The 12,272-nt window shown below is 38.3% G+C and carries 12 protein-coding genes; all 12 read left to right on the top strand.

Annotated elements, in window-relative coordinates; translation table 11 throughout:
- Positions 1-20: 20 nt before the first annotated feature.
- Complete coding sequence (locus ACN0NP_RS04025) at positions 21-947, top strand: aldo/keto reductase (protein WP_021143230.1); 927 nt, start codon at positions 21-23, stop codon at positions 945-947.
- Positions 948-1,125: 178 nt separating this feature from the next.
- The gene (gene gltX, locus ACN0NP_RS04020; RefSeq protein WP_021143229.1) at positions 1,126-2,583 is read left to right on the top strand and encodes a glutamate--tRNA ligase; all 1,458 of its coding nucleotides are present in this window, start codon (positions 1,126-1,128) and stop codon (positions 2,581-2,583) included.
- A gap of 196 nt (positions 2,584-2,779) precedes the next feature.
- Entirely contained in the window at positions 2,780-3,946 is a 1,167-nt protein-coding gene (locus ACN0NP_RS04015) for a CynX/NimT family MFS transporter (RefSeq protein ID WP_423217609.1), read from the top strand.
- Between the two features lie 216 nt (positions 3,947-4,162).
- Positions 4,163-5,353: an argininosuccinate synthase gene (locus ACN0NP_RS04010; protein WP_021143227.1), complete on the top strand. Its 1,191-nt coding sequence runs from the start codon at positions 4,163-4,165 to the stop codon at positions 5,351-5,353.
- Between the two features lie 430 nt (positions 5,354-5,783).
- Positions 5,784-7,166 carry an argininosuccinate lyase gene (argH, locus tag ACN0NP_RS04005; RefSeq protein ID WP_021143226.1) on the top strand — a complete coding sequence of 461 codons (1,383 nt, stop codon included), beginning with the start codon at positions 5,784-5,786 and terminating at the stop codon, positions 7,164-7,166.
- A 151-nt stretch (positions 7,167-7,317) separates the two neighbouring features.
- A complete protein-coding gene (gene rnpA, locus ACN0NP_RS04000) occupies positions 7,318-7,677 on the top strand; it encodes a ribonuclease P protein component (RefSeq protein ID WP_024344384.1) in 360 nt (119 codons plus the stop codon).
- Positions 7,661-8,476, top strand: coding sequence for a YidC/Oxa1 family membrane protein insertase (locus tag ACN0NP_RS03995; RefSeq protein ID WP_039697830.1), 816 nt, complete (start codon positions 7,661-7,663; stop codon positions 8,474-8,476). Before rnpA ends, ACN0NP_RS03995 begins: the two co-directional genes overlap by 17 nt.
- Positions 8,477-8,488: 12 nt before the next feature.
- Complete coding sequence (gene jag, locus ACN0NP_RS03990; protein ID WP_024344382.1) at positions 8,489-9,499, top strand: RNA-binding cell elongation regulator Jag/EloR; 1,011 nt, start codon at positions 8,489-8,491, stop codon at positions 9,497-9,499.
- Positions 9,500-9,617: 118 nt separating this feature from the next.
- A complete protein-coding gene (locus ACN0NP_RS03985; RefSeq protein WP_423217608.1) occupies positions 9,618-10,469 on the top strand; it encodes an ABC transporter ATP-binding protein in 852 nt (283 codons plus the stop codon).
- Between the two features lies 1 nt (position 10,470).
- Complete coding sequence (locus ACN0NP_RS03980; protein ID WP_423217607.1) at positions 10,471-11,310, top strand: ABC transporter permease; 840 nt, start codon at positions 10,471-10,473, stop codon at positions 11,308-11,310.
- Between the two features lie 13 nt (positions 11,311-11,323).
- Complete coding sequence (locus tag ACN0NP_RS03975) at positions 11,324-11,779, top strand: LytTR family DNA-binding domain-containing protein (RefSeq protein ID WP_024344379.1); 456 nt, start codon at positions 11,324-11,326, stop codon at positions 11,777-11,779.
- A 10-nt stretch (positions 11,780-11,789) separates the two neighbouring features.
- Positions 11,790-12,188: a DUF3021 domain-containing protein gene (locus ACN0NP_RS03970; protein ID WP_423217606.1), complete on the top strand. Its 399-nt coding sequence runs from the start codon at positions 11,790-11,792 to the stop codon at positions 12,186-12,188.
- The last annotated feature ends 84 nt before the right edge of the window (positions 12,189-12,272 follow it).

Genomic DNA, 12,272 nt, shown 5'->3' with positions numbered 1-12,272 from the left:
TTTTTTAGAAGAGGAAAAAGATGAGATATATTAAATTTGGTGAACGTCAAGTAGAAATTTCAGAAGTTGTTTTGGGCTTGATGCGTATTTCAGAGATGACTGTCGATCAGGTTGAAGAATTGATTGAGTCAGCTTTAGCTGTTGGTATCAATGCTTTTGATATTGCGGATTGCTATGGGCACGGAGAATGTGAACGTATTTTGGGTGAAGTATTGAAACGTCGTCCCGATTTGCGTGAAAAGATGTGGATTCAATCAAAATGTGGTATCCGAATGGAAGACTTTACTTATTTTGATTTTTCAAAAGAGCATATCCTAGAAGCTGTTGATGGGATTTTAGAACGTCTTGGCGTGGATTACATTGACTCACTTTTGCTACATCGACCTGATGCCCTCATGGAACCAGAAGAAATCGCAGAAGCTTTTGATATTTTGAAAGCTCAAGGCAAAGTGATTGATTTTGGTGTCTCAAATCAAAATCCGATGATGATGGAGTTGATTAAAAAAGATGTCAAGCAACCTTTGGTAGCTAATCAATTGCAGTTGAGCGCAGCATTTACGCCAAGTTTTGATGCAGGATTTCATGTCAATATGAAACAAGATGCAGGAATTGTCCGCGACAGCAGTATTTTTGAATATTGTCGCTTAAATGATGTGGTGATTCAAGCTTGGTCAGTGCTTCAGTTTGACTATTTTGGCGGTGTGTTCTTGGGTTCAGAAAAATACCCTGAATTGAATCGCGTTTTGGAACGTTTAGCAGAAAAATATCAAGTGACGCCGTCAGCGATTGCTATTGCTTGGGTACTTCGCTACCCAGCACAGATGCAAGCCGTCATCGGAACAACAAAATCTGAGCGAGTTGCCCAAGCAGCTAAAGCAGCAGACATTGTTCTAACACGAAAAGAATGGTACGAAATCTATTTAGCTGCAGGCAATGATTTGCCATAGGATGTTTGTGATGGGAAACTGGCAAAGCGTGAAAGTGCTTTAAAAGTTTTACAGCCTTTAGACAGTGATAATTTATAGAAAGATATGTTAGAAATCAGCTGTTTTCAGCTGATTTTTTGTTCCAAGACTAAAGATTGTGCTATAATAGAAACGATTGAAATTTTAACAGGAGACGAAAATGCCTAAGAAAATTCGCGTGCGTTATGCACCAAGTCCAACAGGACTTTTACACATTGGAAATGCGCGTACTGCGCTCTTTAATTATCTTTACGCTCGTCACCACGGTGGTGATTTTGTTATCCGTATCGAAGATACTGACCGTAAACGTCATGTCGAAGACGGTGAACGTTCACAATTGGAAAACCTTAAATGGTTGGGAATGGATTGGGACGAAAGCCCACAAACTCACGAAAAATACCGCCAATCAGAACGTTTGGACATCTACCAAAAATACATCGACCAATTGTTGGCTGAAGGTAAAGCTTATAAATCATACGTTACTGAAGAAGAATTAGCTGCAGAACGTGAACGCCAAGAAGCTGCTGGTGAAACACCTCGTTACATCAACGAATTCCTTGGTATGTCTGAAGAAGAAAAAGCAGCTTACATCGCAGAACGTGAAGCAAAAGGAATCATTCCTACAGTTCGTTTGGCTGTTAACGAATCAGGTATCTACAAATGGCATGATATCGTTAAAGGCGACATCGAATTTGAAGGTGGAAACGTCGGTGGTGACTGGGTTATCCAGAAAAAAGATGGTTACCCAACATACAACTTTGCCGTTGTTATCGATGACCACTTGATGGAAATCTCTCACGTTATCCGTGGTGATGACCACATCGCAAACACACCAAAACAATTGATGGTTTACGAAGCACTTGGTTGGGAAGCACCAGAATTCGGTCACATGACATTGATTATCAACTCTGAAACTGGTAAAAAATTGTCAAAACGTGACACAAACACTCTTCAATTCATCGAAGACTACCGTAAAAAAGGTTACATGCCAGAAGCAGTATTCAACTTCATCGCTCTTCTTGGTTGGAACCCTGGTGGTGAAGATGAAATCTTCTCACGTGAAGAATTAATCAAACTCTTTGATGAACACCGTTTGAGCAAATCTCCAGCTGCATTTGACCAAAAGAAAATGGACTGGATGAGCAACGAATACATCAAGAACGCAGATTTCGATACAATCTTTGCAATGGCTAAACCATTCTTGGAAGAAGCTGGTCGTTTGACTGACAAAGCTGAAAAATTGGTTGAACTTTACAAACCACAAATGAAATCTGTTGATGAAATCATTCCATTGACTGACTTGTTCTTCGAAGATTTCCCAGAATTGACAGATGCTGAAAAAGAATTTATGGCTGGTGAAACAGTTCCTACAGTTCTTGAAGCTTTCAAAGCTAAACTTGAAGCTATGAGTGATGAAGATTTCAAATCAGAAAACATCTTCCCACAAATCAAAGCTGTTCAAAAAGAAACTGGTATCAAAGGTAAAAATCTCTTCATGCCAATTCGTATCGCCGTTTCAGGTGAAATGCACGGTCCAGAACTTCCAGATACTATCTACCTTCTTGGTCGTGAAAAATCAATTGAACACATTGAAAACATGCTTAACAGCTTGAAATAATAGATAAAAAGCCTGAGTTTTTCTCAGGTTTTTTTGTTATTTTAAAAAATGTATTTTTATCTATATATTGTGAATTTTTAGAAAGATTTTAATTGCTTGTGAAAAACGTTTTCTTTGATTTTTCCTATTCTAAAGAGCCTCAGTTCCTGCTATAATAGGCTTTAAAAATTGTTATTTATAAGTTAAGAGGGGTTACATGAAAAAAGACAATTCAATCTTTTTTGTTCCAGGGATTATCCTAGTAGGTGCCGTAATGCGTATTCCTTTTACCACTATTCCAACTGTCCTAAGTGATGTGGCAGATGGTTTGGGTGTCTCTGTGAATTCATTAGGGATTTTAACTAGTATTCCATTGATTATGTTTGCGTTTTGCTCATCTTTGGCACCGCGTCTAGCAGACAAGTTTGGACTTGAAAAATTATTCACTATGGTTTTGGTTGCACTCTTTGCAGGGTCAATCATGCGTGTATTTAACCTTCCAAGTCTGTACATTGGTACGATGATTATCGGTATCAGCATTGCCATGATGAACGTTTTGTTCCCAAGTATCATTTTAGCAAACCAACCGTTTCGTATCGGGTTGTTAACAACGGTTTACACAACAGCTATGGGGATTGCCTCATCAGTTGCCTCATCAGTCGCTGTGCCGATTGTTAAAATGACTTCTTGGAAAGGGCTAATCGTTATCCTTAGTCTCTTGATTTTGATTGCGTTAGTTGTTTGGTTTCCAAATACTTTCCACAATCATATGACAGAAAAAGATGAACACACACACTCAGTATCTCTTTGGAAAAACAAAGCGGCAATTGCCCTTCTTATCTTTGGTGGCTTGCAATCACTTCTTTTCTACACAGGGATGACATGGTTGCCAACAATGGCTAGCCAAGCAGGCGTTTCAAGCGAAGCAGCGGGAATTTTAGCTTCAATTTACTCATTGATGAGCTTGCCATTCTCATTGACTATTCCAACATTGACAACTAGCCTTTCAAGTAAAAATCGTAAAATCATGCTTGCTATCGTATCAATTTGTGGTATTGCAGGTACAGGTATGCTCTTGTTCCAAACAAGCAGCTTTACTTACTGGTTGATTGTGAATATTCTTATCGGTATCGCAGTTAGTGCCCTTTTCCCATACATGCTTGTGGCTTTCTCAATGAAATCACATACACCAAGCCAAACAGCACAATTATCAGGTATGGTACAATCAGGTGGTTACTTGCTAGCAGCCTTCGGACCAACGCTCTTTGGTTATAGCTTTGACCTTTTTGGTTCATGGACAGTAGCAGCACTTTGCCTATTCATTTGTACAATTGTAATGACAGCAGCGCTATTCTACACAGAACGATTTGAAAAAATTCTATAATTAAGATAATACATATCTCCCTAGCTCAGCTGGGGGGATTTTTTTGCATAAAACTATTGAATATTTGTATATATACTGTATATTTGTTATAAAATCATAAAAATTGCAAGTTTTTTGAAAAAATATTCAAAAAATTCTTGACAAGGATATTTGGTGTGTGTATAATTATACACATAAAGTTGATAAAAACACAAAATAAGAAAAGAGAGTATTCCTATGTCAAAAGAAAAAGTTATCCTTGCTTACTCAGGTGGTCTTGATACTTCAGTTGCTATTACTTGGCTTATGAAAGATTATGATGTCGTTGCGGTTTGTATGGACGTCGGCGAAGGTAAAGACCTTGATTTTATTCATGATAAAGCTCTTAAAGTTGGTGCGGTTGAATCTTATGTTCTTGATGTTAAAGATGAATTCGCTGAAGAGTATGTTCTTCCAGCACTTCAAGCTCATGCTTACTACGAACAAAAATACCCATTGGTATCAGCTCTTAGCCGTCCAGTGATTTCTAAAAAATTGGTAGAAATCGCTCATAAAACTGGTGCGACAACAATCGCTCACGGTTGTACTGGTAAAGGTAACGACCAAGTTCGTTTCGAAGTAGCAATCGCTGCGCTTGACCCTGAATTGAAAGTTATTGCTCCAGTCCGTGAATGGAAATGGTCTCGTGAAGAAGAGATTGAATACGCTAAAGCAAATGGTGTTCCAGTTCCTGCTGACCTTGACAATCCATATTCAGTTGACCAAAACCTTTGGGGGCGTGCTAACGAATGTGGCGTCCTTGAAAATCCATGGAATCAAGCTCCAGAAGACGCTTTTGGTATCACAACTTCACCAGAAGAAGCTCCTGATACACCAGAATTTATCGATATCGAATTCAAAGAAGGTAAGCCAGTCGCTCTTAATGGCAAAGAAATGAAACTTGCTGACCTTATCCAAGAAGTAAATGCTATCGCTGGCAAACACGGTATCGGTCGTATCGACCACGTTGAAAATCGTTTGGTTGGTATCAAATCACGTGAAATTTATGAGTGCCCAGGTGCGATTACTCTTTTGACAGCTCACAAAGAAATCGAAGATATCACACTTGTTCGTGAAGTGTCTCATTTCAAACCAATTCTTGAAAATGAATTGTCAAATCTTATCTATAATGCTTTGTGGTTCAGCCCAGCAACAAAAGCTATCATTGCCTACATCAAAGAAACGCAAAAAGTTGTTAATGGTACTGCAAAAGTCAAATTGTACAAAGGTTCAGCAAAAGTTGTCGCTCGTAAATCACCAAATTCACTTTACGATGAAAACTTGGCAACTTACACATCAGCTGATAGCTTTGACCAAGATGCAGCCGTAGGCTTCATCAAACTTTGGGGACTACCAACTCAAGTTAACTCACAAGTTAACAATAAATAAATCATCTGCTTAAGCAGTCGATTATGGAAAAGAAAAACATGGGCGTGAACATGTCACAGCCAAATAAACAAGAAAAGAATTGGTGAGGGGTTCAAAGCTAACCAAGGAAGAATGGCGCAGGCAGTACTTAGGATACGGCAAGTCATGATGCCTATGATTAGTACCAAAAATTTCCACCAAGCATCAGATAAAAGGGGACAGAGAGCCCCATCTGAGACTCTTTTCTTATAACTTACCAAACACTCGTTAGTGTCAACAGAGAGTGGCATCGAGCTTAAATAATGATATCCTGTGAGATTCATTTAAGACATTCGCCCAGTGAGGCAACACATCATAAGTCCTTGGTAGCTCCTAGGACTTATTTGTTAATTGAAATAAGAAAAGAGAAAGGCTTTGAACGCCAGCTTTGGTGGTTCATTGTATCAGTGATATGACAACAGAAAATCATAAATTATGGGGCGGGCGTTTTGAAGCTGGTCTTGAAAAATGGGTTGAGGAATTTGGTGCATCGATTTCTTTTGACCAAAAAATGGCAGAATTTGATTTGAAAGGTTCTATTGCACACGTGACAATGCTTGGTGAAACAGGCATTATCACAAAAGATGAAGCAGCTCAAATCAAGGCCGGTCTTGAAGAACTCCTTGAAGAATACAAGGCTGGAAAAATTGAATTTGACGTGTCAAACGAAGACATTCATATGAATATGGAAAGTCTTTTGACAGCAAAAATCGGTCCTGTGGCTGGAAAATTGCACACAGCACGTTCGCGTAATGACCAAGTTGCAACTGATATGCACTTGTACTTGAAAGCTAAGCTTGATGAAGTGATTGGAAAGCTTGGTAATTTGCGTAAGACTTTAGTTGATTTGGCTGAAGAGCACGTTTACACAATCATGCCAGGTTACACGCATTTGCAACATGCACAGCCAATTTCATTTGGGCACCACTTGATGGCGTATTACAATATGTTTACCCGTGATAGCGAGCGCTTTGAGTTTAACGTGAAGCATGCTGATTTGTCACCGCTTGGTGCGGCTGCTCTCGCTGGGACAACTTTCCCGATTGACCGTGAAATGACAGCGCAGCTTATGGGCTTTGCCAAACCCTACAGCAACTCGCTTGATGCTGTGTCTGACCGTGATTTTATCTTGGAATTTTTGGCAAATAGTTCGATTTTGATGATGCATATGAGTCGTATCTGTGAAGAAATCATCAGCTGGTGTTCAAATGAATTCAAATTTGTAACTCTTTCAGATACGTTCTCAACGGGTTCATCTATCATGCCACAAAAGAAAAATCCTGACATGGCAGAATTAATTCGTGGGAAATCAGGTCGTGTTTATGGCAATCTCTTTGGGCTTTTGACAGTTATGAAATCTTTGCCATTAGCTTATAATAAAGACCTTCAAGAAGATAAAGAAGGCATGTTTGATACGGTTGAAACAATCACGGTTGCTATTGATATTTTAGCTGGCATGCTAAAAACTATGACCGTTAATAAAGAACATATGGCTGAATCGACTGAAAAAGATTTCTCAAATGCGACAGAATTGGCTGACTATCTTGCTAGCAAAGGACTTCCTTTCCGTCAAGCGCATGAAATTGTTGGTAAATTAGTTCTTGAATGCACAAAAGCTGGATATTATTTGCAAGATGTGCCGTTTGAACGTTACCAAGAAATTTCTGATTTGATTGAGGAAGATATCTATGAAACTCTCAAATCTCATACGGCAGTTGAACGCCGTCACTCTCTTGGCGGAACTGGTTTTGACCAAGTAAAATGGCAAATTGAATTGGCAAAAAATGCTTTATAAAAACTCAATCGACTGTCATTTTGACTTAAAAAACGTTGAGCATAGATTCCAATAAAAATATTTTAAAGATAATAGGCCCAAACTTCTTAGAGGTTAGGGCTTTTTTCGATTTTTATGGTATAATAAAAATAATTTAGAATGGAGTCGTACGTTGAAGAAAACCTATCGTGTCAAAAGTGACAAAGATTTTCAGGCGATTTTTAGCAAAGGATCAAGTGTTGCTAACCGAAAATTTGTCCTTTATCATTTAGAAAAAAATCAGAGCCACTATCGAGTAGGGCTTTCTGTGAGCAAGAAACTTGGTAACGCTGTCACTCGTAATAGCATTAAACGAAAAATTCGACACGTTATCATGGAATTGTCACCAAACTTGATTAATCAGGACTTTGTCATCATTGCGCGTAAAGGTGTCGAGGAACTTGATTACCATGAAGTGAAAAAAAATCTATTGCACGTTTTAAAACTTGCTAATTTATATCAGGAAGGTCTCAATAGTGAAAAGAAAGATTAAATTATTAGGATTAAGTAGTCTTACTTTAGGTCTTTTGGCTGCTTGTGGGCGCAGCGAAGTAACCGCTTCCTCAACAAATGGTTGGGAACAAATTGTTTACTTCTTTGCCAAAGCTATTCAATGGCTTTCAATTAATGGTCGTATTGGTGTGGGGATTATTCTCTTTACAATCATCATTCGAGCAATCTTGATGCCATTGTTTAATATGCAAATCAAATCTAGTCAAAAAATGCAAGATTTGCAGCCAGAACTTAAAAAATTACAAGAAAAATATCCTGGTCGTGATACTGACAGCCGCATGAAGTTGACTGAGGAAAGTCAAGCTCTTTATAAAGAATATGGTGTTAATCCATATGCGACAATGCTTCCATTAGTGATTCAATTGCCAATTTTGATGGCTTTGTACCAAGCATTGACTCGTGTTGCTTTCCTAAAAACTGGAACTTTCTTGTGGATTGAATTATCACAACCAGACCCATACTATATCTTGCCTGTCTTGGCTGCTTTCTTTACTTTCCTTTCAACTTGGTTGAGTAATAAAGCTGCGCGCGAGAAAAACATGGCAATGACGATGATGACTTACGTGATGCCAATCATGATTTTCTTCTTAGCTTTCCGTTTGGCATCAGGGGTTGTGCTTTATTGGTCAGTTTCTTACGCTTTCCAAGTTTTCCAAGTTCTTCTATTGAACAATCCGTTTAAAATTATTGCTAAGCGTAAAGCAGAAGAAGAAGCTGAAAAAGAACGTGCCGCTAAAATTCGTCGTGCTAAGAAGAAAGCGCAAAAGAGAAGAAAGTAAGAGGATAAAAATATGGTAATATTCACAGGTCGAACTGTTGAAGATGCTATTGAAAAAGGTTTGAAGGAATTAAATCTTTCACGCCTCAAAGCTCATATTAAAGTTGTTTCTCGTGAGAAAAAAGGTTTCTTTGGTTTTGGAAAGAAACCTGCTCAAGTAGATATTGAAGGCATTAACGAAGTGACTGCACACCGTGCTAACCAAAAAGCGGTCAAAGGTGTGCCTGAAGAAGTTAATCAAAAAAATGAACCTGTATCATCAAAATTCGAAGATACAATGGAACTTCGAAAAGTAACTGGTATCATCAAGAAAATGGAAGAGCGTGGCGAAGTCATCGATGATTCTGTCAAAGAAGACATCGTTATGCACAAGAAAAAAACACAAACTATTCTTGAGGAAGCAGGTCACACAGAAGTCTTAGAAGCTCTTGAAAAAGTTAATGAAGCAGAAACTGAAAAAACACCTGAAGTTGTCGAAGTTTCAGATGTTCCAAAACCTGTTCGTTCTGAACAAAGCTTTGAAGAATTTGTTGCAAGTGAGTTTCCAGCTCAACGTGAATTGAGTAAAGACATTGAAAAAGCGACTGAAGAAGTTGCTGAATATGTTAAAAAAATCATTTACGAAATGGATATTGAGGCAACTGTTGAGACTAGCCACAATCGTCGCCAAATTAATTTGCAAATCGAAACACCGGAAGCTGGTCGTGTGATTGGCTATCACGGTAAGGTTTTGAAATCTCTTCAATTGCTTTCACAAAATTTCTTACATGACCGTTATTCAAAGAATTTCTCTGTGATTTTAAATGTTCATGATTACGTTGAACACCGTACAGAAACATTGATTGAATTTACTCGTAAAGCAGCAAGCCGTGTGCTTGAAACAGGTAAAGATTATGTCATGGACCCGATGAGCAATAGCGAACGCAAAATTGTTCACAAAACCATTACTGGTATCGAAGGCGTAGACAGCTATTCAGAAGGAAATGACCCAAATCGCTATGTTGTTGTGACTGCTGTTAGATAAAAAAAGCCCTTTAAGGGCTTTTTATTTTACCGCTTAGCAATTATTTTTAACCGCTTACCGAAAAAGGCTTTATTTCAGGTCTTTTTTTGATAAAATAATGTCAAAAGGGAGGACGGCTATGTTAATTAGGACAAAGAATCTGGTTAAAACATTCGGAAATAAAACGGTTATTGACCACTTGAACTTAGAGGTAGAAGAAGGAAAATTACTGGCTTATATCGGGACAAACGGTGCCGGAAAATCAACAACGATGAAGATGTTGACAGGCTTGTTAAAACCAACGTCTGGTGAGATTGAATTATCGCCAAATCTGAAAATCGGAATGGTTTTCCAAGACAGTGTGCTTGATGCTGAACTTAGTGTTTTGGACAATTTAAAGAGCCGCCAATCGCTTTATCGCAATCGTGATAAGAATTGGATGGAAAAGCTGATTCATCTGACTGGCATTGAGGAGTTTCTTAATCAAGCTTATGGAACGCTATCAGGTGGCCAACGTCGTCGAGTTGATATTGTGCGAGCCCTCTTGAACAAACCTAATCTTCTTTTCTTAGATGAGCCGACGACTGGTCTTGATATTCAGACACGCAAGGCGATTTGGGAGTTATTACGTCGCTTGCAGCGTGAAGAAAAGTTGACAATCTTTTTGACTACTCATTATCTCGAAGAGGCTGAAAATGCCGATATGGCTTATATTATCGACCGTGGTAAGGTTTTGGCTAAAGGCTCTGCTAAGGAGCTGAAAGAAGCTTATTCTAAACCATACTTGCTCGTTGATGCGAGTGATGCATCAGCATTTTCGGACGTAGCGTATCAGCTTTTGGGAAATGGTCAATTGAAGCTTGTTGTCAATGATTCAAAAGAAGCTTTGCAAATTTTATCTGATAAGCGTGCAGCGATTAATGATTTTGATTATGTTAAAGCAAATATCAATGATGTCTTTTTGAGTATTACGGGAAGGGAGATGGCTTAATATGTGGGCGATGACAAAACGCAATTTACAGCTCTATTTTTCAAATAAAGCAAGTGTCTTTTTCTCACTTTTGGGAGCTTTGATTGCTTTTATTCTTTATGTGATTTTTTTGCAGAAAAATATGCAGGATTCTTTTGCTGGGACACCAAATCTGGAAGAACTGCTTGATAATTGGGTCTTGGGCGGTACACTTGCAGTGACCAGCATGACAACAACGTGGACAGGGATTTCTCGCTTGGTGCAAGACAAGGTGAGTCATAAGTTGGAAGATTTCTTGCTGACAGATATTTCACAATTAAAACTTTATCTTGGCTATCTTATTTCATCTAGCTTGATTGGTTTTATCATGCAGCTAGTCATGTTAGCTATCATGAAACTTTATTTTTACTGGCAAGATGGCATTAGTTTTGGGCTTGAACACTTGCCTCAAATGCTTTTAATCATGCTTTTGAGTTCAATCATGGGAGCAGGTTTTGCTTTGCTTGTTTTGCAATTTGTCAAAACTTTAACGACAAACGAAGCTCTCTCGACTATTGTAGGAACAGTTTCAGGTTTTCTTGTTGGGGTTTATATGCCGATTGGTGCTTTGCCTGATTTTGCACAAAAAGTGGTCAAATTAACACCAGCAGCCTACGTATCAGCTGCTTATCGTCAGCTTTTGATTGCAAAAGACGCTGTAAACGCAGATGCCAAGGAATTTTTAGGAATTGGTTTGAAATTAAAAAACTTAACGACCTTGAATCAAGAAATGCTCCTAGTGAGCCTTGTCATTTGTGGGATAATCATTCTTTTGGCGCTAAGTTTATATCTTGAGCGATTCTCATTGACTAAAAATAAATAAGAGGAGTTAAAGGGTGCACTACCAGTTTGAAGAGGATAGCAGTTTGCCAAAAGAGGCTATTGAGGTTTTGGTCCGAAGTGGAAAATACGATCAAGCTGTCCAAGATGTTTTAGATTATTTAGCGAGATTTAATCAGGAAAAAACGGAAGTTTTACCAGTAAAAACGGCTATGCGTACAGAGTTATTGCGCGTGTCAGATTTAATTTTGATAGATGTTGACGGAAGTTCTTTGATTTTAGAGACAAGACACGGAAGACTTGTGACTAACGACCGTCTTTACAAGTTTCGTGCTCGCCTGAACAACCCTGATTTTGTACAAGTATCAAAGCATGCTGTGCTTAATATCAATCATTTAAAGGCTTTAGAGAGTAGTTTCTCGGGAAATATGCTGGCTCTTTTGACAAATGATATTAAGACAGACGTCAGTCGTCGTTATTTGTCAGATTTGGAAAAAGCTTTGGGATTGTGAGGTGTGCCTGATGAAATTTATTAAACGTGCGATTGTTTATATTCTAATTGGAATAGGCTTTGGGGGTCTTTGTTACCTTTTCTTCTTGTGGCAAAGTGGTGCAAAGACACAGACGGTTCAGCAGATTGCTAATGTTGTTTTTACAAGTGGTTTGATTGGGTTAGTTAGTATGATTTTTGAGGTAGAAGCTTTTGCTATGACTTGGAAACTGATTATCCATTTTTGCCTTGTTTACAGCATTAATAGCTGCTTAAATTTGATGAATGGCATCACGACAAGTTTCTTTTGGTCATGGGATTTTTTGGTAGAATTTACCTTGATTTACCTAGTGATTTGGCTTGTGCTTTACATTAATTTTAATCATCGTGTGAAAAATATTAATCAGAAACTACAGGAAAAAAATAAGTAGTGCTTGACAGCTAGCCATACTTATTATAAAATAGTAGGGTATGTTTAGTAACTGATCAAATATAGCCGGCTAAACGAATACGAA

The sequence above is a fragment of the Streptococcus equinus genome, from assembly GCF_049393805.1.
GTDB lineage: Bacteria > Bacillota > Bacilli > Lactobacillales > Streptococcaceae > Streptococcus > Streptococcus equinus.
The sequence above is the reverse complement of the archived record's forward strand: the minus strand, read 5'-3'. Positions and strand labels throughout refer to the sequence as shown.

What these genes read in the sequence shown, in the direction of transcription:
- jag (WP_024344382.1), top strand. Translation starts at nt 8,489, where the DNA reads ATGGTAATATTCACAGGTCGAACTGTTGAAGATGCTATTGAAAAAGGT.
- ACN0NP_RS04015 (WP_423217609.1), top strand. Translation starts at nt 2,780, where the DNA reads ATGAAAAAAGACAATTCAATCTTTTTTGTTCCAGGGATTATCCTAGTA.
- ACN0NP_RS03985 (WP_423217608.1), top strand. Translation starts at nt 9,618, where the DNA reads ATGTTAATTAGGACAAAGAATCTGGTTAAAACATTCGGAAATAAAACG.
- ACN0NP_RS04010 (WP_021143227.1), top strand. Translation starts at nt 4,163, where the DNA reads ATGTCAAAAGAAAAAGTTATCCTTGCTTACTCAGGTGGTCTTGATACT.
- argH (WP_021143226.1), top strand. Translation starts at nt 5,784, where the DNA reads ATGACAACAGAAAATCATAAATTATGGGGCGGGCGTTTTGAAGCTGGT.
- ACN0NP_RS03970 (WP_423217606.1), top strand. Translation starts at nt 11,790, where the DNA reads ATGAAATTTATTAAACGTGCGATTGTTTATATTCTAATTGGAATAGGC.
- ACN0NP_RS03980 (WP_423217607.1), top strand. Translation starts at nt 10,471, where the DNA reads ATGTGGGCGATGACAAAACGCAATTTACAGCTCTATTTTTCAAATAAA.
- ACN0NP_RS04025 (WP_021143230.1), top strand. Translation starts at nt 21, where the DNA reads ATGAGATATATTAAATTTGGTGAACGTCAAGTAGAAATTTCAGAAGTT.
- gltX (WP_021143229.1), top strand. Translation starts at nt 1,126, where the DNA reads ATGCCTAAGAAAATTCGCGTGCGTTATGCACCAAGTCCAACAGGACTT.